This window comes from Acidisarcina polymorpha (assembly GCF_003330725.1).
GTDB lineage: Bacteria > Acidobacteriota > Terriglobia > Terriglobales > Acidobacteriaceae > Acidisarcina > Acidisarcina polymorpha.
This window is the reverse complement of the sequence record NZ_CP030840.1, coordinates 7,084,291-7,105,245: the sequence shown is the minus strand read 5'-3', so window position 1 is coordinate 7,105,245 and position 20,955 is coordinate 7,084,291. Positions and strand designations below refer to the sequence as shown.

Genomic DNA, 20,955 nt, shown 5'->3' with positions numbered 1-20,955 from the left:
GGACAATTGCGTCGACTCGGAGCGGGGGTGGGACTGGGGGCCTGGCGAGGAAGAAGGGGATTCTTGAGGAGAAAAAAAAGGCCCTCTCCCAGTTAGAGAGAGGGCCGTTCGAGTCAGGAGGAAGTTAGTCGTCCAGGTCGGCTCCAGCTTCAGGCGCCTTACGGTGCTTGAAGTCGCTGGCGGGACGAACCTTCGCCTCGCCTGGATAGGGCCGGGTGAATCCGGTGGCCTCATACCAGTTGAGGTGATTCACAGTGTCCGAGTCTTCGGAGTCCGGCTTGGTGTGTTTGCCGGCGAAGACCTGCGCCTTCTTCTTCATCCAACCTACCCTCAAAGCCTTGACCGCGGGGCTTTCGTCCTTGAGCGATGCCGTCGTCTGGTTGACGCCCTGATCCAACGGAATCAGATTCGGCACATGCGACCATGGTTTGAAGTTATCGGCGGGCGGATCGTCGACGAAGAGCGTCCTCATCGGCGAAGCCACAAGGTCGAACTGGTTCATCGGGGTCAGTCCAAGGATCTGCTCGATGGTTCGGGTCATGTTGACCTGGGTGTAGTAGGTGGAGTCAACCACGCCGCCCTGACGGACGTAGGGGCTGATAACGTATCCCGGGCTGCGGTGGCCATCGACATGGTCGACGCCATCCTGCGCGTCATCTTCTTCGATAAAGATCGCCGAAGAATCCCATACCGGGCTGTGGCTGATGATGTCGACGAAGCGGCCAACGGCAAGGTCGTTGTCCGCCTGCATGGCGACGGCCGTCGGCGGGCCGCCGGTGTGATCGGAGCTGATCCACATAATGCTCAACTGGGGCACAGTTCCGGCTTTGACATCTTCTTCGAAGTTCTGCTTCCAGACATCCACGCGGTACTGGTCGGGAATGTCCAAGTCGAACTGAGGATATTTCCTATCTGTGTTGTTGATGAGGTTCGGAAGCGGGGAGTGGGACTGGACCGAGCGGTAGTACTTCAGCTGAGGCTCCGTCTTGGATTCATACGCCTGGGTGTCGGCGTAGAAATGGCTCCAGGTCGGATGGCAGCTTCCGCTGAAGTTCGGAATCGGGGTGCAACCGGGAACGACGAACGAGTTCCACTCGATGTATTCGCCGAAGTTCTTGAAGCGGATGCCGGCTTTGACGGCCTGGTCCCAGATGTGACCCTTCTTCTGGTAGGCAATCGCGTCACCGCCATTCGAAGGATAATCGCGGACCCAGTCCGGCGACTGGATGTCGTCAGAATAAGGCGCCATGGCCTGGACGATCCAGTTATGACCGTCGGCCGACTGGCGGCTGGGGTCGTAGAAGTTGTCGAGGAGCGGGAAGCGCTCCACCAGCGCGTGCGCGTTGGGGGTGACGCCGGCGCCGAAGACGGCCAGTGAGGGATCGCCATTGCCGCCGATAACGTCGCCGAGGATTTGATCGTAGGTGCGGTTTTCACGAATGATCAGGAACACGTGCTTGATGAGCGACGGGTCACCGATCTTTTTCGGGAGAGCGACCGCCTTCAGATGCGGATCTCCACCGGCGGCGGTTTTGATGTTCCGTGTCAGATCCCAATGGTTGTTCAGGTAGACCTGATTCGTCCAATCCGCCAGTGTGTCGACGCCGGGCAGCGGGATGATGCTGGCTGTGCCAAGGTCCTGGTGGGTGTTGTAGCTGGTGACTCCGTGGGCGGTTCCGAAGGAGTTCTGAGGAGGAATGCCTTTGGTGCCGATGCCCTTATCATTGGCAACGATCAACACTCTGTCCTTATGATCCAGCACGATTGAGCTTGGCGCGTAGGCAGTTGGGATCAGGCCAAGAATCGCATCCTTCGAGACGCTGTCGAGGTCGACCACGGCGATCGAATTTGCGTTGTACAGCGCGACGTAAGCGATGTCGTGGTCGGGATCGACGGCGATGGAGTTCGGGCCTGCGCCGTACGCTGCCTTCTTTTCACCGGGTACGCGGATCGGTAGTCCCAGGCCGATCGTGCGCACCACCTGGTTGACGCCCGTATCGATCACTGAGATGTTGTCGTCGTAGGCATTGGCAACCAGCAGGTACTTGCCCCAGAAGGCCATGCCCGTCGGGTGAAGACCGGTGAAAATGGTCTTGGTGACCTTAAACGTAGAAAGATCTACCACGGAAACGGTGCCGGTGCTCGTCGCACCAGTTTCGGCATCGGCGACAACCGGAGTGCCGTCGGAGTAGAGCTGATGGTCATCCTCTTTGGCAATCCGGCCGGCCTCATTGGAGACGTAGGCAGTCGCCCCGTCGGGCGAGATGATGACGCTGTGCGGGACATTGCCGACACGGATCTGCGCACCCTCTTTCGGGGTCGACGCAGTCAGATCGATCTTAGTCAGGGTATCGTTCACATCGAGGACGGAATAGGCGGTCTTTCCATCCGGGGAGACGGCGATGCCGAGGGGATAAGCGGAAGGGTTGGTTCCAACGGTATGGCCGCAGGCGTGAGCGTAGCTGCCATCGGTTCCGATAGGGAGGTGCGGGAAGCAGGTGACGGTGTCGAACTTATAGTCAAACGGAGTCCCTTCGATTTCGAAGAGGCTGCCATCGATCGGAACACTTACGTGAGCGTAATCGGAGAGCTTGCCCGTGGTTGGATCGACCTTGGCGATGGCGACGAAGCTGCTGTCCTGGCTGAAGAGCAGGTACTTGCCATCGGGAGAATAGGTGATGCCGACGTGGCTGCCGCTCGAGTCGGTTCCGGCCAGGCTGCTGTAGCTCTGGAGGACGGCGCCAGTCTTGGTATCGAACACTTCGACGGCTCCGTTGCCGTTGGCCGCCGACGTACCCATCGTCAGGACGGCGGCAGTGTGGTTGCCGGTGGGGTTGAGAGCGACGGCTTTAGCGCGCACCTCAATGCCGAGATCCACCTGAGTGCCGGCGGGGGTGATGATCGTGCCATCACTGACGACGTACGAGCCATCCGGTTGAGGACCGGGCGTGTAGGTCGGGAATGGTACGGACTGAGCGAAGGCCGGTACGCTGAGCCCCATCGACAGTGCGCTGGCCAATATGGTCAGACGGTTGTCGCGGGACCCGTTTCCAGGTTTCCTTCGTGAGTTCTGGTGAGACGTGTTTCGAGACATGTAACGCTCTCCTCCAAGTTCTGTTCAACAGGTAATAGCGCGTTTGGCGTACATCTTGCGGTGGAGACAGGCCAGAGTCCACACACATTGCGGTCGCCGATTGCTTACAAGGAAGTCAAAAACGGACATCTGCCGGACGGCGCGTTCTAACTGTGCGCAACTGGAGAATAAAAGCGGAGGGCGAACAGCGGGGTGACAGCCAAATTACATTTTTGTCATCTGCTTCCTGAACCGATTTCGCTTCACCATTTCTTGTCTCGCCGATTTGGTCCGGTGCTGTAGGGGGCTCTGCTCAATCGCACTGGCGCGTCGCGCATAGGCTCTCGTCCTGGCGGCTTAGCGCCCTGGCTGTAGCAAGGGTTTGTACTTTCTCCCGACCGAAGCCAAAGGTCCGCCTGAACAGAGAACCGGATCAGACGAAACGTAAAGCGGATGGTCTCGGTCTAGAAAAGCTGATGGTGTCAATCCCGGGTCCGCCGGAATCGTCTTCGACAGACAACTTCAACGCATCCGCTGAGGATTTCATCAATTTGTATGAGACTTATTGAAGCGTAGCGGAAGTCATCGCTAATTAACATTCCTGTTTGCGATCTGTAACAACTCGAGATGTCGAGTGTCGTAGATTACGACTTTGTAATGTTGCTGATCCGCCCAGAAACAAACTGAGACTACAGGATTCTCCGCGCACCCTTGAAAGTTCGAGCGAGATCCCGCTTATCAGTCGGCGACAGTCGACTCTACTTTTCGAGGTCAAGATGGAAAAACTTCGCTCTTCGTTATCCCAGTCTGTGGTTATTCTTTCCACTATCTTCTTGTTCGCTTGTGCGATCCCGGGGTCGGCTCAGGTCGATCGCAGCGCTTTGAGCGGCACGGTCACGGATCCGTCGGGAAGGCTGCTGAGGCAAACGCACATTACTGCAGTAGAGAACTCGACCGAGCTGCGGCGTGAAGTGACGACAGACACCGATGGAAGGTATGACATACCTGAACTCCCGGTCGGCAGATACACCGTCACATTCGATCACCCAGGCTTCGCGTCCCTGACGTTCACCGATGTGGAGCAGGTGGTTGGGAGGACGCGCACCCTCGATGCGGCGCTGGTGATCTCAGGCGGCCAGCAGACCGTGCAAGTCGCATCCAGTTCGGAGTTGATAGACAGCAACACTGCAGCGGTCACCGGCCTGATCGAGAGAAAGCAGGCCGACGAACTGCCGCTGAACGGCCGCAACTGGGCGGCATTGACCGCATATGTTCCCGGGGCCATCGACACCGGCGGCAGCAACCAGCGATCAATCCGGTTCGCCGGACGTGGCCTCGACGACAGCAACTTTAGCTTTGACGGCATCGACGAGACGAGCATCATCAATCAGACGCAGCGCCCCTGGGCGCGACTCAGCATTCCCCTGGATGCAATCCAGGAGTTCCGTGTCGACACCCTGCTGGCGACCGCCGAAGAGGGTGCGACCGGCGGCGCTCAACTTGCCGTCACATCGCTTTCAGGCACCAACCGCTTTCACGGGCGTCTTTTTGAGTACCTGCGCAATGACTATTTCGACGCGCCCGAGCCCACCTGGGCGTCTAACGGCGAAACGCAGCAGCCGCTTCGCCTGAATCAGTTCGGAGGATCGGTGGGCGGACCTATCAGGAAGGACAAAACCTTCTTCTATATCGCCTCGGAGGCCTACCGGCAAAACTGGGGCTATCCGGTGAGCGGCGACGTGCCGAGCGCGGCCCTGCGGGCGACGGTTCTACCTTCGTCCCCCGTTTACAACCTAATCAACGCCTACCCAACCGCGGGCCCAAAAGCGATCCAGACGCCGACCAGCGATCCGAACATCGACATACTGACTTGCGCCTGCACACAGGTGGTCAATGAGAACTCGGCGATGCTCCGGCTGGACCAGCATTTTTCGGACAGGACGACTGGCTTCATGCGCTTCAATTATGACCGTTCGGTGGACACACAGCCGGCTTCAACGGTCGCGACAAACGTGGAACAGAGGGTGGCTGCGCCGGTCAATGGCGTGCTCGAACTGCTGCACATCTTCAGCCCCAGTCTGGCGAATGAGGCGAAGTTTGGCTTCAACCGCTCCACCGATAACACTTACTTCTTAAGTCAAACCGGCTCTCCCTACCAGATCGCAATTTCAGCCGCGGATGTCGGGCCGGGCTTCGGCAGCCTCAACTACGACTACACCACCATCTACGTGGGCAACACCTTTTCGGGGATCGACAATCTGACCTGGCTCCATGGCCGGCAGACCATCAAAGCCGGAGTGGAGGTCCGCCACATTCAATTGAACCAGCACTACGGGGAACATGGAACGGCGACATTCTCCACGGTCGAAGCACTGGCAGCGAACCAAGTGCACAAGGCAACTCTGACGGGCTCTCTGCCGGTGAACGATCTGCGCAAGAACTGGATCGTCGGTTACGTTCAGGACGAGTTCAAGGTGCGGCCGAATTTCTCCCTCAATCTTGGGGCGCGGTATACCGTCTTCCAGATCTTCAACGAGGCCAACGGAAAGGCCAACCCCTTCGACTTCGACACCTGCGGCCCGCAGGGATTCTGCGGTCTGGGCGCCAGCTTCGGCCATCAAAATTACGGTGACATCGATCCACGTATGGGATTCGTCTGGTCGCCTCCGCAAGATAACAGGACAGTGGTTCGCGGCGGATTCGGCATGTACCACGAAGACGGCCAGCTCGACGATCAAAATCTACCCGCCAAGAATGAGATTCCCTCATACTCGGTCACCAGCGGTAGCAGCCTCCAGGTGACTTATCCAGTTGATCCGTACTTCACTGGAACCGGAACCATTTCGCCGAATGCCGAACAGCGCAACCGCAAGGACACCTACACCGAGCAGTGGGACCTCTCGGTGCAGCGGGAGTTGCCGGCCAACTTCGTAAGCACGTTCTCCTATGTGGGAAGCCACGGCGTCCATCTGCTGGAAACCAACGTCGTGAACCTGATCGATCCGGCTACTGGTATTGCGCAATACCCGGCCTTTGCTCCGGCTATTGGCTGGCGCGGCTCAATCGGCGCCAGTTCGTACAACGGCCTGCTGGTCTCGGTACGGCGGCCGTTCTCGAGCGGGCTCCTGGTGACCGCCAACTACGCCTATACGCACGAGATCGACAACGGCTCGAACGGCAGCGGAGACGGCGACGAAATCTCGCCGCAAAACGCAAATTGCCTCGCCTGCGAGTGGGCGAGCGGCGCCTGGGACGCCCGCCATGTGGTCAATGGCAACGCGGTCTATGAGCTTCCCTTCGGCCGGGGCAAGCAGATGCTGAACCAGGGGGGCGTAGCCACGGCCGTCGCGGGCAACTGGCAACTGACCACGGCGGCGCTGGCCCGTACGGGCTTCCCGGTCAACGTGCTGTTGCCCGGCAGCTATGTCGCGGCGGATGGGAACTCGAGCACCCAGCGTCCCGACCTGGTTCCGGGCGTCTCGCTCACGCCGCCCGGCGGGAGAACGAGAGCCCTTTGGGTAAATCCCGCGGCGTTCACTCTTCCGGCTGGGGAGTTCGGCGACGCGCCGCGGAACCTGGTTCGCGGGCCGGGCACGTGGCAGATCGATATGGGCGCCGCCAAAACCATCGCCTTTGGCGAGCGCGCGCAATTGGAGTTCCGCTCGGAGTTCTACAACATCTTCAATCACCCGCAATTAGGTCAGCCGCAAGCCACTTGCGTCCTTTCAACTTCAGCTCCCACGGGCTGTTCGAGCGGCTTCGGCAGCGTCATCAACACGGTGAATTTGAACACAGCCATCGTCAATCCCATTACGCCGGTGGGCTCGGGAACGCCCCGCGAGATGCAGTTCGCGCTGCGCCTGGAGTTTTGAGCAGGAGGAACCGTTGGCGCATTCGAGATTGGATAAGGTCCCCGGCGCATGAAAAGGCGACTGTTTTTCGGCCTGCTGTTGATGGCTCTGGTGGCTTGTCACGGAATGTGCTCGCCACCGAATCCGGATTTCTCCGGGGTGTGGAAACTGAACGGCGAACGCTCGACGCCGAAACGCAGCGGGAATGTTACGCTGCGCATCGATCATCACGATGCACAACTGAATGTAGAGACCACCATCCGTCGCGGCTCCGGAGCGGCCCGGACCGCGATGCAACGCTATACAACGGACGGCAAGGTGTCCACAACTATTGGAGCCGACGGGGATGAATTCCATACATCGATCGTTCGGTCCGGGAAGAGCCTGGTCTTCTCCGTTGAAGAGCATGAAGATGGCCACATCATTCTGTCCAGAGAGACATGGACGCTGATAGAGAACGGCGCTGCGCTCGAGAGGGTCCGCGAGGGCGCTAAAGCTTCTCCGGATGGGACCGGCAAACAGATTCTCATCTACCTTCGGGAACCGCCACAAACCTGAAGAACGGGCACGGCACGCTGCGTTCGATGAAGCCTTTTGAGGGAACCATGAAGATTTTGATTGTCGAAGATGAAGCCAAGACCGCCAAGTTCCTGAAGAAGGGACTTGCGGAGGCAGGTTTCGTCGTCGATGTCGCGGTAGATGGATCGGATGGGCTGCACCTGGCGCAGGAATCGCATTTCGACCTTGTCATTCTAGACGTAATGCTGCCAGGGCTGGATGGCTGGCAGGTGCTGACGCGGTTGCGCAAAGAAGGCGGCCCGGTCCTGGTGCTTCTGCTGACCGCTCGCGATGCGGTACACGAGCGGGTGCGGGGATTTGAACTGGGCGCGGATGATTATCTGGTGAAGCCGTTTGCATTCTCCGAATTGTTGGCGAGGGTGCGGTCGTTGCTGCGCCGCGGACCTCCGCGCGCGCAGGAAAACCTTCGCCTGGCCGACCTTGAAATTGACTTGTTGCGTCAGCGCGCAACCCGAGGCGGTCAGCGGTTAGATTTAACATTCAAAGAGTTTCTTCTTCTAACTTTGCTGGCGAGGCGCGCGGGCGAGGTGCTGTCCCGGACTTTGATCGCCGAGGCGGTCTGGGACATGAACTTCGACAGCGACACAAACGTCGTCGATGTCAATGTCAGACGCCTGCGCAGCAAGGTGGACGATCCTTTTCCTATCAAGTTGATCCACACGGTTCGGGGCGCGGGCTATGTCTTGGAAGCTGAGTAGCAGTCGCCAGCCAATCTCGCGGTTGTGGCGAACGCTGGCCTTCCGGCTGACCGCCGGCTACGCACTTGCGGGCTTGTTTCTAGTGACATTCGCCATCGTCAGTCTTTATTTAGTGCTCGTGGGAGAACTCGAGAAAAGCACCGATTTGTTTCTCGCGGACAAGGTGCATGTGCTTCGCACGATGTTGCGAGAGAGGCCCGATGATCAGGACGCATTGCGCGAGGAGATTGAACTCGAATCGGCTGCGCGCCAGTACGAACACTTTTATATTCGTCTCATAGACGATCGAAACACTCCAGTGTTGATGACGCCCGGGATGGCGGACCAGCTGGACCTCGCGCAATTAGCCAAGCGAACCCAACTTCATCCTGGCCGCACCGTTCGAATGAGGGGCAGAGATGGGCATGACTTTCGCGTGACCGGCGTGTCGGCGCCGGTCGGCGCCTCGGCAACTCAGAGTGACACCGTTCAGATTGCGATCGATGTTTCGCAAAAACAGGAGCTGCTGGCACGCTATCGTTTCTGGTTCTGGGTCATTCTGCTAGCGACTTTTGTGATCTTTCCCTTAGTCGGGTACCAGATTGCACGGCACGGCATTCGTCCGGTGGAGGAGATGGCGACGACTGCGCGCCACATCAGTTCGACGAACCTGCGGGAACGGATCCTTCCGGAAGGATATCCCTTTGAGCTAGCCTCTTTGGCCGGCACATTCAACCAGATGTTGGATCGGCTTGAGGAATCCTTCAAGCGCATCTCGAGGTTCTCTGCAGACATTGCGCACGACCTGCGTACCCCAGTGAATAACATTCGCGGCGAGGCGGAAGTAGCCCTGGTCCGCGCCCGAAGCGCCGACGAGTACCGCGATGTGATCGAGTCTTGCCTGGAAGAGGCTGTCCGGCTATCGGATCTGATCGGCGATCTGTTATTTCTGGGCCGGGCGGAGAGCCCGTTGACCGATCTGCGCCGCGAGTTGGTGGACGTGGGCGAATTGCTCGGCCGAGTGCTTGAATATTATGAAGCGTCCGCCGCTGACGGCGAGGTCTCGCTCACTAAGGCGGTCGCCGGCGAACGGGTCGTCGCGGAGCTGGACCGGGCACTTATGCAGAGGGCGGTGGGCAACCTGGTCTCGAACGCCCTAGCGCATACACCACCCGGCGGAGCAGTTGTATTAGGAACGAGCGTCGAGGCTTCCATGATTCACATCTTCGTCTCTGATACCGGCGCCGGCATTCCGGCGGAAGCGCTGCCCAGGGTTTTTGATCGCTTCTTCCGCGTCGATTCGTCCCGCTCGCAGGGATTGGGAGGCACCGGCCTGGGGCTCGCGATTGTGCAGAGCATCGCGGTGCTTCACGGCGGTAAGGCGGAAATTTCGAGTCTGCCGGGACAGGGAACTCGGGTCACGCTCCACATCCCAATCGATTGTGCTGCGGCAACCAAGTGTGATGCCGATATGCAGCTAGCCTCCTCTCCGAAGTGAATATGTGACAATTCAACAAACGCATAGCCGGAGAAGCTGCAATGGCGGCGGCAATCATTAATCGGTAATCATTGATCTGCAAGCATTGATCGATTTGAAAATGGAGGTTGATTTGACAACGACGGGGACGATGTTAGCTCCAATTCCACCATTCACACTTGAGACTGCGATTGAGAAGGTGCGCAAAGCGGAAGACGGCTGGAATTCTCGTGATCCACAACGGGTATCTTTGGCCTATACGGTCGATTGCCGCTGGCGCAACCGGGCTGAGTTTCCAACGGGTCGCGAACAGATCGTGGAGTTTCTGACTCGGAAGTGGAACCGGGAGCATGAGTACCGATTGATTAAGGAGCTTTGGGCGTTCGCCGGCAATCGCATCGCGGTGCGATTCGCATACGAGTACCGTGACGATTCCAGTCAGTGGTATCGGGCGTATGGGAACGAAAACTGGGAGTTCAACGAAGAGGGGGTGATGCGTCTGCGGTATGCATCGATCAATGACCTTCGGATCTCCCCAGACGAGCGAATGTTCCATTGGCCCCTGGGACGCCGGCCCGACGATCACCCGGGGTTAAGCGATCTTGGACTTTAGGCGAGCGCAGGCTCCTTACAGAGAATGGCTGCGCCCGGAGTCTAGTTCGACATGATCATCTGCTGGCCGCCCGGCATGGAAGGAGACTTCATGCGGCTTTGGGAGGTGCTCGGAGAGGCAGGGGAGCGGACGACGCCTCCACCTGCCTCTCAGCATTCTGCATTTAAATCGAGTGACTCAATACACGGTTGAGGCGTTTCACGAAAGTGGCAGGATCTTTGGGCGGGATGCCTTCCAGGAGGAGGGCCTGGTCGAAGAGGAGCCAGGCGGCGTCCTCTACCGTGGCATCTTCGGGGTTGGCGAGCAGCTTCTTGATGATTTCGTGGTCCGGATTGATTTCGAGGGTCGGGATGGGCTCGGGGACATCCTTCTGGCCCATCGCCCGCATCATTTGCCGCATGCGCGCGCTAGGTTCGTCCTCGTCGGAGACGATCACGGACGGGCTGTCGGCAAGGCGCGCAGACGCGCGGACCTCTTTGACGGCTTCGCCTAGGGTGGCCTTGATCTTCTCGAGGAGCGGCTTGATCTCCTCAGTTTTCTGGGGAGCTGAATCGTCTTTAAAGTCGTCGCCGGTGGTGGATTTATTGACAGCCTTAAGGTCGATTTCGCCGTACTTTAATACATTCGAGAAAACGATCTCATCGATGTCGTCGTCGAGAATGAGGACCTCGATGCCCTTCTTCTTGTAGATCTCGAGCAGTGGCGAGTTGCGGAGCATGCTCTCGGAACTGCCGGTGATGTAGTAGATGGCCTTCTGTTCCGGCTGCATGCGCTGCCTGGCTTCCTCGAGTGAGGTGAAGCCTTCGACCTGAGTGGACTTGAAGCGGATGAGCTCAAGGAGAGTCTCACGGTTAGCGAAATCGCCGTAGAGACCTTCCTTGAGGGGACGGTTGTATTCGGCGATAAACAGCGCGTACTTGTCCTTGTCTTCGGTGGCGATATTCTTCAACTCGGACAGAATCTTTTTGACGCTTGCGGTCTTGATGCTGTTGAGGACCTTGTTCTGCTGAAGAACCTCGCGGGAGACGTTGAGTGGAAGGTCTTCGGAATCGATGACGCCGCGGACGAAGCGGAGGTATTGCGGGAGCAGTTCCTTGGAGTCGTCCATGATGAAGACGCGCTTGACGTAGAGCTTGATGCCACCCTTGTAGTCGGCTTGGTAGAGGTCCATCGGGGCCTTGGCCGGGATGTAAAAAAGCGTGGTGTACTCGTAGGTGCCTTCGGCGCGCGTGTGGAACCAGAAAAGCGGGTCTTCCCAATTGCCGGTGATGGACTTGTAGAACTCCTTATAGTCCTCGCTCTTAAGCTCGGACTTGGAGCGCTGCCACATGGCCGAGGCGGCGTTGACTTGCTCGGTGACGCGGGATTTACTGGACTCCTTCTTCTCGGCGTTCCACTCGCTTTTGTCGTAGGTGAGGAAGATAGGGAAGGCGATGTGGTTGGAATACTTTTTGACAATCTCCTGCAGGCGCCAGGAGTTGGCATACTGTGCGCCCTCATCGTTGAAGTGAATAAGGACGGTGCTGCCAGCGCTGGAGCGGGCGTCGCTGCCGGTGGCCTCTTCGATCTCGAAGCCGGTCTTGCCGTCGGAGGTCCACTTGTAGGTCTTGTCTTCCCCTGCCTTGCGGGAGAAGACCTCGACTTTGTCGGCGACCATGAAGACGGAATAGAAGCCGACGCCGAACTGGCCAATGAGGTTGGAGTCCTTCTTGGCGTCGCCGGAGAGCTGAGCAAGGAAGGTTTTCGTTCCGGAGCGGGCGATGGTGCCGAGGTGAGCGACGAGGTCTTCCTCGTTCATGCCGATGCCGGTGTCAGAGACGGTAAGAGTCTTCTTCTCTTCGTCCAGCTCGAGATCGATGCGCGGAGATTCGATGCCGTTGCCGACCAGCGACTTGTACTTGTCATCGACGAGGGTGAGGTGACGCAGCTTGTCGAGAGCGTCGGAGGAGTTGGAGATCAGCTCGCGGAGAAAAATCTCCGGGTGGGAGTAAAGCGAATGAACGATGAGTTGGAGGAGCTGGCTTACTTCAGTCTGGAATTCTTGCTTGGACATAACACCCTTAATTATTGCTAAAAACGGACGCGAAGTGAAGGTGCGTGAAAGTCTGATGCGACGAGCAGAACTAGCACACGCTTGAAGACCCTAGTATGAACAGGCCATAGTTGATCCGACCGATTATGAGTCTTGAATCATTATCGAACACGAGGGAACATCAGGACAGTTTCATTCGGATCGCTATTCGGAATGAGACCATCTCTGGAGCGAGCGCCAAGAACCTTTTGAAGCAACGAACAGGCGCGCAGCGTCGACCCTGAGATAAAAGGTTCGTGAGCGATGTTAACCCATAGGTTCTTTTCATGCGCGAGCGGATGGTTCGTTGAAAGAACAGGGACGGATGGCTACGGTCGTCGAGCAAATGGGACGGTCTAGTGTCCGCTCACCTTGTACAGCACACTGGCATGGGGTTGCAGGGTGAGCGAGATCGTTGCCTTCTGGCCAAGGTCCTGCCGTGTCCAAAGGTCACGGACCAGGGGTTCATGGGTGTCGACTCCGACCTGGTTCCATTTCAAATCCGCCTTTGCGGGTGCATCCCCGGTGTTGAAAACGGGGACATACTTTGCTGTTCCGCCAGGCGCATCCGCAGTCCATGCCAGGATGGCCCCTTGATCATAGGACTGATGGCCGCCGCTGCTCTTCTGGTCTACGTCGAGGACCTCCGGATTGCTTAGCAGGCCGAGAGTGAAGTCGTCGCTGCTCGGCAAGTCGCCTCCCATCATGAGCGGGGAGCGGAAGGTCGACCAGAGCGACATCAACGTGATCTGCTCATCGTGGGTGAATAGACTCTTGCGATCATCGCCCCGTTCGCCGCGAATGGCAATATGCCCAAGCGGCAGCATGTCCGCATCGGGCCAGCCTCCGGGTTGAGATTTACCCTCCCAGCGGTGCGCCCGTTCAAACTGCTCTTTGATGTCGATCCAACGGTCCCAGAAATCGTTCGAGATGCGCCACATGTTGGCGTTGGCAGATAGCGCAGCGTACTCATCGACCGGCGCCGGCCCGGGTGAGAGGCTGAGTACGATCGGTCGGCCGGTCTTCCGCAAGGCGATGCTCAGGGCATGGATCTCAGGCCCGCGGAAAGGCCGGCTCATGTCGTCAGCCTTGACAAAATCGACGCCCCAGGAGGCATAGAGCCGCGCGATCGAGTCGTAATAATCCTGCGCGCCGGGCTTGGTCATGTCGACGCCGTAGGTATCTTCCATATTTTTCCACTGGCACACGTTCACCTTGTCGGCCACATCGGCCGCATGATATTTCGATCCCTCGATGGGCAGGTTTTTATCCACAGCTTCTCGCGGAATTCCGCGCATGATGTGAATACCGAATTTCAGACCCTTGGTGTGGATGTAGTCCGCCAGCGGCTTGAATCCTGCGCCGTCAGCCGCCGAGGGGAAGCGGTTTTCAGACGGCACAAAGCGGCCATATTTGTCCATGGTGACGCGGCCCCGTGCGATATAACCGTGGGCATGCGCGTCGGGCTGATACCACTCGATATCGACGACCACATACTGCCAGCCAAACTTGAGGAGCTTGCCGGCGATGAAGTCGGCATTCGCCTTGACCTCGTTCTCGCGCACGGAGGGCCCAAAGGAATCCCAGCTATTCCAGCCCATAGGGGGAGTGGGCGCCAGTTCTGCAGCCGTGAGTTGCGCCTGGGAGGACGTCGCGGAAGCGTTAACCAGAATAGCCAAGAGGGCGAGAAAGGATCGAAGCGGCATGTGAGGGGTGGACCTTTCCGCGGCGTCTCCCGCGGAGACATTGCCGCACAGCTTCACGCATTCCAGCAAATCGGGTAAGCGTTTACTGTCGAAAGCAGACTACGGACTAGGTTGCGCGATTGTCAATCATTCGCGCTCGGTAAACGTCCGTCGGCGGCATTGGTCTTGAACTCCGGTCTGAGGATCTAAGTGGCCGCCCGAAGTAGGCAACCGGACAACGTGCATCGCTACCAGTGGGTGAACTCAGCAGCTCCGCCGTCTCAAGCTGTCATGCTACTTCAATTCGAATGGTGCACGGTGGTTGGTCTCAACAAGGAGATCTCATCCATAACTTTCCTGGAGTGGCCTGGCTGAAAGCGATGAAGGTAGAGATAAATGACCGGCGTGATGTAGAGGGTCAGCGATTGGGAAAGCAGGAGGCCCCCGACGACCGCGATGCCGAGGGGGCGGCGCGCCTCGCCGCCGATGCCGCTGCCGAAGGCGACGGGGATCGCGCCGAACAAGGCGGCCATCGTGGTCATCATGATTGGACGAAAGCGTTGCACACAGCCCTGGTAGACCGCGGCCTCAGGGCTCATGCCGGAGCCGCGTTCGGCGTCGAGCGCGAAGTCTACGATCATGATCGCGTTCTTTTTCACGATGCCGATCAACATAATTATGCCGAGAAAAGAATAGAGATTAAGATCTTCCCCGCATGCCAGCAAGGTGAGCAGCGCGCCGATGGCAGCCGATGGCAGCCCGGAGAGAATCGTGATGGGATGGATGAAGCTCTCGTAGAGCACTCCGAGGACGAGATAGATCACCATTACTGCGATGACCAGCAGAAGCCCGAGGCCTTTGAGCGAGCTTTGGAATTGGGCGGCGGTCCCTTGAAATGCGAAGCTGATCGTCGTTGGTATGCCGATCTCCTCGGCCGCCCGGCGAACGATCTCCGTCGCGGCGCTTAGTGAAACTCCAGGCTTGAGATCGAATTGAAAAGTGACTGCGGGAAATTGCCCGATGTGGTTCGCGGTTAAAGGCGCCACGGTCTGAGTGAGCGTAGTGATCGCCGAGAGGGGAACCAGCCGGCCGGCGTTCGACCGGATGTATAAGTCTGCCAGGGCCGCCGGGTCGCGCTGGTACTGTCTTGCGACCTCGAGGATCACGTCGTAGCGCTCCGACGCTACCATGATCGTGTTCGCGCGCCGGTTTCCATAGGCATCGTAGAGGGTGTTGGCAATCTTTTCGGGGTCGACGTCGAGCGACATGGCGAGATCGCGGCGGATGTCGACATTCACGCGCGGCGCGCTCATCTGCAGATCGCTCGAGACGTTTGCCAACTCGGGCAGCGATTGTAGCTTCGTCTTCAAGCGGGGCGCCCACCGGTATAGCTCCTCGGCGTCTGGGCTTTGGAGCGCGGCCGAGTATTGCGAACGCCCCTCACTCTGGCCGAGATCGACCCAATTGCCCTGGCGGAGGTAGACGTTGAGGCCTGGAATCTTGTTCAAGCGCTTCTGCAGGCCGGCCATGATGACCTTTACGTTGGGCCGGTGTTTATCGGGAACGAGATTAACCCAGAACCAGCCGTTGTTCTGCGAATCCACGCCAGCGAGGTTGCTTTGCATCCACGGAATGGTTGCGAGAATCTTGTTGACCTCTTCGCCATAAGCAATCATGCGATCGAAAGAGTTATCTTGCGAGGCCTCAAGGGTGCCCCCAAAGTTGGGCACGTCCACGGCGGGGATAAAGCTTTTGGGAACGACGACGAAGAGGCAGGCGGTGAGCACGGTCATCGCGACACTAACGAGGATGGTGGCGCGCCTATGGCGCAAGACCACGTCCAGCGAACGCCGGTATGCCTCCTGCATGGCGGCGTAGAAGCTCTCCGAACGCTCTTGAAACCAGTGGCCTGCGGTTTCGCGCGAGCCGAGGAAGCGGCTGCATAGCATGGGTGTGAGCGTGAGCGCCGTGAGTGCGGAAAGCAGTATCGACACGGAGATCGTCACTGCGAACTCGCGAAGCAGGCGGCCCAGGATGCCACTTAGAAAGACTATGGGCAGGAAGACGGCGACCAGAGAGATCGTCATTGAGATGATGGTGAAACCGACCTCGTTGGCACCGTCGAGCGCGGCCTGCATTCGCGACTTGCCCATCTCGCGATGACGCACGATGTTCTCAATCATGACGATGGCGTCGTCGACGATGAAGCCGACGGAAAGAGTTATTGCCATCATCGAAAACATATCTACCGAATAACCAAGCAGCCGCATGACGATGAAGGATCCGAGGATGGAAAGCGGGATGGTCGCGCTGGCGACGATTGTCGAAGACGCGGTTCCGAGAAATAAGAAGATGACCAGCACGACCAGAACGATGGTGATGATCAGGGTGCGATTGACCTCGGCGATCGATTCGCGGACCAGGTCGGCATCGTCGGCGACCTTACCAAAGGAGACCCCCGGCGGCATGGAATCGCGCAGCGAGGAGATAACGGCCTTTACCTTGTCGGCGACTTCGACAGTGTTGGCGCCGGGCTGTTTCCGCACCGCGAGGATGACGCTACGCCGCCCATTGATCCAAAACCGGCTCCTGTCACTCCTTGAGCTATTGAAGACGTTGGCGACCTGACTCAAGCGAATGGGAGATCCGTCGCGGTAAGCGACGACCATTTGGGAAAACTCCCCGGCCGAACTGAGCTGGCTATTGGCCTGCAGGGAGAAGTCCTTGTTGTCGCCGTAGAGAGTACCCGATGGCAGGTTGGTGCTGTTGCTGGTGAGCGCGGTGCGAAGCTGCTCAAGGTCGAGCCCATAAGCTGCCAGCCTGGCCGGGTCGGCCTGCACGCGAATCGCGGGGGCTTCCGGTCCGTAAACCTCTACCTGAGAGACGCCGCTCACCATGGAGACGCGCTTGGCGAAGATCTGATTCGCGTATTTTGCGAAGTCGTCGAGGGCGATTGTCGTTGATGACATCTCGAGCCAGAGGATCGCCCTCTGTGCTGGATTCACCTTTGAGTAGGAGGGCGGCGAGGGCATACTTGCGGGGAGCGCGCCCGCGGCGCGGGAGATCGCCGCCTGGACATCCTGCGCGGCCGCGTCGACGCTCCGATTCAAATCGAACTCAAGAGTGATGTTGGTTTCGCCCACCGCACTGGTGGAGGCCATGTGTTCGATGCCGGGGATGGTTGAGAACTCACTCTCGAGCGGCGTGGCCACAGTGGATGCCATAGCGTCGGGATTTGCCCCTGGCAAACCAGCCTGAACGTGGATGGTCGGGTACTGGACCTCGGGCAGGTTGCTGACTGCGAGGGAATTGTAACTGAGCAGACCGAAGCCGGCGATGGCCGCGCTCAGCAGCGTGGTCGTGGTCGCGCGGCGAATGAAGAAGTCAGTGAAACGCATCATTGGACACCTTGCTTAGCATTGGCGGCGTTCGCAGTCACGGCGTTACCGTTGGTTTGGAAGCCGGCGGTTGGCTGTGCGAGGCATCTAACAATGTGACTGTCGCACCGGCCGTAAGCCGGAGCTGCCCTTCGGTGACTACCACGTCGCCCGGCTTGATGCCGCCGCCGATAATTGCTTCTTCGGGGCCGGTCGTTGGCCGGTAGGTCCGCAGCACGGTCACAGGCGCAATCGAAGCCTTCCCAGATTTGACCAGCCAGACGTATTTGCCGTCGAGGCCATCCTGAATAGAGGATTCTGGCACCACCGTTCTGCCCGCCTCCACGCCAAGGCGGAAGCGCACATTGATATACTCCCCCGGCCACAGGGCGTTGTCGGCATTCAGGAACACAGCCTTGAGCCGGATCGTGCCGGTGGTTGCATCGACGGTGTTGTCGATGAAGGCGAGATGGCCTTCCATCCCGGCTGCGCTACCGGCGGCCGCATCAAGGCTTGCGTTTACTGTCAGTTGCCCCGCCGCGTTGAGGCGGCGCACCTCGGGCAGACTCTGTTCGGGAATTCCAAAGGTGACATAGATGGGCGCCAGTTGAAGCAGGGTGACGAGGGTAGTGTCGTTGTCTCGCACCATGTTGCCGGTCTTCACGGTCACCGCGCCGGCGCGCCCGCTGATCGGCGCGACCACATCTGTAAAGTGCAGTTGCAGCTGAGTCTCGGCAAGCCGCGCCCGGTCGGCCCTGATTGTGCCTGCCGCGGCCTCGACCGCCGCCTGGTCGGCGCGCTGGGCTGCGCCGGCAGTCTCGCTGGCGGTGACCAGCTGGTCGACGCGCTGCCCGGAGATTACGCCGAGTGTCCCAAGGCGCCGGGCAACATCCGCCTCTGAATGGCTCTGCTTTTCTGCGGCGGTGTCACGCGCCACAACTGCGCGGGCCTGCTCTTCCATCGCGGCGTCGCGTTCAAAGTTTGCCTGCTCTTCCAGCGTTTGACGTTCGAGCGTCTCGCGGTCGATGGTGAAAAGCAACTGGCCCTTAGTTACGTTTTGTCCTTCGACGAAGGCGACAAGGTTGATTTGCCCGGGCACCCGCGACTTGACCTCAACGCGTTCCATCGCCTCGACGTTTCCGACAGCTGCGATGTCGACGGGAACATCCTCGGAGACCGCCCGCACGGCGCGGACCGGTACCGCCTCGGTTGCGGCTGGTTTCGCTTTGGCTGCGACTCGAGTGCAGGATGTCAGGGGAAGACACAGTGGGGCTCCGAACAAAACGTATTTGAGGAGGGACAAGATGCCGTGGTGCTTCACGCTCGCGATACCTCAGAGCCAGGATCCGGGCTTGTTTCGCGCGTGACCATCGGTATGCAGCCGGGGTTGCAGTAAATGCAGTCAGCGCTCTGGAATTGGCGGCGAGAGAGTGATGTGCTTTCACCCCTGGCATCGAGGCTCGCTCCCTGCAGAAACTATGGGGTTCCCTGCAAAGAGCTGGCCATGGTGGTCCCGGAGTACGATTCTGGAAGGAACGATGGTGCTCGGGATTCATCGGAGAAGGAAGGAAGCAGATGAATGCACTCACGGCTGCACACGAGTTACCCCAGGCTTCATCCAGCAAGCAGGCGAACGCACCGCAGGCCGGCCGCGCCGAATCTGTCTGGAAACGTCCCGGTGGCCTGCAGGCAGGGCTGCGACTGAACGGCCATGCCGTGATCTTTTCTGTCGCGACTGCTCTCGCTCTTGCGACTGCCGCTGAATGCCAGTCAGTGACTCATCGTCCATCCCTCATATACGGAGCGGTGCTTTGGCTGTGGTGGGCGTGCATTGCCAGCGCGATGTGGAAGCTGAGCCAGCACCTGGCCTTTGCCTCCAGCTTTTCTTTCAAAGCGATTTCGATTCATCTGCTGGTGGGGTCAGCGCTTGGCGTCGTCCATCTGCTGCTGCTGGGCAGCCTTGGGTTCATCGATCCAGGCTGGCAGTCTTCTCCGTTGGCGATTTGGACGAGCATGCTGAACGTCAATCGCTTCGGCATGGAAGTGCTGCTCTATGGATTTCTCTTCGGAATGATTGGGACCATCCAGTTCCAGATTCGTGCGCAGAAGGATGCCTTGGCCGCCGCGGAACTGCAGAAGCAGCTCTCCACGGCACACCTGCGGGCATTGCAGATGCAGATGGAACCCCACTTTCTCTTCAACACCCTGAATGCCATCACTACCCTGGTTGAGTTTGGGCGGCAGAGGGAAGCAGCTTCGATGCTTTCTCACCTCAACGCGATTTTGCGGAGCACCCTGCAGAGAACTACTCCGGAGAAGGTGCCGCTCTCGCAAGAGTTGGAGATCATGGAAAATTACCTCGCGATCGAGCAGGTTCGTTTTGCCGATCGGCTGCGTGTCGAGATCAAAGTAGAGCCGGGCGCCCTCGATGGGCTGGTCCCTTGTTTCCTGCTTCAACCTATCGTAGAGAATGCGATTCGGCATGGAATCGCGAATTGCGAGAGCGAAGGTCTGGTCGAGGCTTCGGCGCGGCGCGAGGGGTCTACGTTGCTCCTGCGTGTGCGCGATTCGGGGAGTGGCTCAGGCGGAGGCGCTGCGCTGCAGAATGGCCATGGCATCGGACTAAAAAACACGCGCGAGCGGCTCGCGCATTTCTACCTGGACGGCTATTCGATGAAAGCGCAGCCGGTGGAATCGGGCGGCTTTGAAGTCGCGATCGCCATCCCCTATGAACGCGGCTGAAGATGAAGCTGAAGACGATCATTGCCGACGATGAACCGCTGGCGCGCGAACGCCTCAGGTTTCTGTTGTCGGGCGACGATGAGATTTGTGTCATCGGAGAATGTCGCAATGGAAGAGAGACGGTAGCGAGCCTCAAAGAGAGACGAATCGACGTGCTCTTTCTCGACATTCAGATGCCGGGAAGGGGAGGGTTTGAGGTCCTCGAGCAGGTCGGTCCGGCGTATATGCCGGTAACGGTTTTCGTGACGGCGCACAATCAATATGCGGTGAAGGCGTTCGAGGTCCACGCGCTGGACTACTTGACCAAGCCGGTCGAACGGGAGCGCCTGCAGGCGACCCTGGCCCGGGTAAAGGAACGGATTGCGTCGAGCGCCGCGTTGTCGAATCAGGAGCAGCTCAAGTCCGTACTGGAAAATCTGGGGAACGGCGCGAGGAACGAATATCCAAGACGTCTGCTCATTCCCGGCGGCAGGAGGGACTGCTTCGTCAATGTCGATGAGATCGAGTGGATCGAGGCCGCAGACTATTACTGCTGCCTGCACGTCGGTGCGAAGAGCCTCATGCTGCGCGAGACGATCAAACAACTTGCAGAGACTCTCGACCCGGAGAAGTTCGTCCGCATTCATCGCTCTGTCATTGTGAATGTGGAGAAGGTGCAAGAGATCTTTCGCGAGGGGCGCAGCGAAGGCTCGGTGAGTCTGGCCAACGGGCAGCGGTTAAAGATGAGCAAGGCCGGGTGGCAACAGTTGCTTGCGGTCACCAGGAGTTGGTCCCCTTGACGGGCGAAGAAGCTGAAACGGTAAGGAATTC

General features: G+C 58.8%; 12 protein-coding genes. 7 read left to right on the top strand and 5 right to left on the bottom strand.

Annotation, left to right across the window (positions count from 1 at the left end; all coding sequences use genetic code 11):
- Positions 1–124: 124 nt before the first annotated feature.
- Complete coding sequence (locus ACPOL_RS30505; RefSeq protein ID WP_114210508.1) at positions 125–3,094, bottom strand: bifunctional YncE family protein/alkaline phosphatase family protein; 2,970 nt, start codon at positions 3,092–3,094, stop codon at positions 125–127.
- Between the two features lie 755 nt (positions 3,095–3,849).
- On the opposite strand from ACPOL_RS30505, the gene ACPOL_RS30500 reads away from it, so the two are divergent.
- The 5 genes from ACPOL_RS30500 (at position 3,850) to ACPOL_RS30480 (ending at position 10,270) form a co-directional block, all read left to right on the top strand.
- Positions 3,850–6,945, top strand: a complete 3,096-nt coding sequence (locus ACPOL_RS30500) for a TonB-dependent receptor (protein ID WP_114210507.1) — start codon at positions 3,850–3,852, stop codon at positions 6,943–6,945.
- Positions 6,946–6,993: 48 nt separating this feature from the next.
- On the top strand, positions 6,994–7,482 hold the full coding sequence (locus ACPOL_RS30495; protein WP_114210506.1) for a hypothetical protein: 489 nt from the start codon (positions 6,994–6,996) through the stop codon (positions 7,480–7,482).
- 47 nt (positions 7,483–7,529) lie between these two features.
- Positions 7,530–8,201, top strand: a complete 672-nt coding sequence (locus ACPOL_RS30490) for a heavy metal response regulator transcription factor (RefSeq protein ID WP_114211157.1) — start codon at positions 7,530–7,532, stop codon at positions 8,199–8,201.
- A complete protein-coding gene (locus tag ACPOL_RS30485) occupies positions 8,182–9,678 on the top strand; it encodes a heavy metal sensor histidine kinase (protein WP_114210505.1) in 1,497 nt (498 codons plus the stop codon). The genes ACPOL_RS30490 and ACPOL_RS30485 overlap by 20 nt, the downstream gene beginning before the upstream one ends.
- A gap of 130 nt (positions 9,679–9,808) precedes the next feature.
- On the top strand, positions 9,809–10,270 hold the full coding sequence (locus ACPOL_RS30480; protein WP_114210504.1) for a nuclear transport factor 2 family protein: 462 nt from the start codon (positions 9,809–9,811) through the stop codon (positions 10,268–10,270).
- Between the two features lie 163 nt (positions 10,271–10,433).
- Here ACPOL_RS30480 and htpG read toward each other — a convergent pair whose 3' ends face one another.
- The 4 genes from htpG to ACPOL_RS30460 all read right to left on the bottom strand — a co-directional run bounded on the left by htpG (position 10,434) and on the right by ACPOL_RS30460 (position 18,706).
- Positions 10,434–12,323: a molecular chaperone HtpG gene (gene htpG, locus ACPOL_RS30475; RefSeq protein ID WP_114210503.1), complete on the bottom strand. Its 1,890-nt coding sequence runs from the start codon at positions 12,321–12,323 to the stop codon at positions 10,434–10,436.
- 374 nt (positions 12,324–12,697) lie between these two features.
- Entirely contained in the window at positions 12,698–14,047 is a 1,350-nt protein-coding gene (locus ACPOL_RS30470) for a glycoside hydrolase family 27 protein (RefSeq protein ID WP_114210502.1), read from the bottom strand.
- Between the two features lie 278 nt (positions 14,048–14,325).
- On the bottom strand, positions 14,326–17,427 hold the full coding sequence (locus tag ACPOL_RS30465; protein WP_201759044.1) for an efflux RND transporter permease subunit: 3,102 nt from the start codon (positions 17,425–17,427) through the stop codon (positions 14,326–14,328).
- Positions 17,428–17,461: 34 nt separating this feature from the next.
- Positions 17,462–18,706 carry an efflux RND transporter periplasmic adaptor subunit gene (locus ACPOL_RS30460; RefSeq protein ID WP_236657130.1) on the bottom strand — a complete coding sequence of 415 codons (1,245 nt, stop codon included), beginning with the start codon at positions 18,704–18,706 and terminating at the stop codon, positions 17,462–17,464.
- 272 nt (positions 18,707–18,978) lie between these two features.
- Here ACPOL_RS30460 and ACPOL_RS30455 point away from each other — a divergent pair, with 272 nt between their 5' ends.
- Positions 18,979–20,145, top strand: coding sequence for a sensor histidine kinase (locus ACPOL_RS30455; RefSeq protein ID WP_114210500.1), 1,167 nt, complete (start codon positions 18,979–18,981; stop codon positions 20,143–20,145).
- 2 nt (positions 20,146–20,147) lie between these two features.
- Positions 20,148–20,924, top strand: coding sequence for a LytR/AlgR family response regulator transcription factor (locus ACPOL_RS30450; RefSeq protein WP_114210499.1), 777 nt, complete (start codon positions 20,148–20,150; stop codon positions 20,922–20,924).
- Positions 20,925–20,955: the final 31 nt, after the last annotated feature.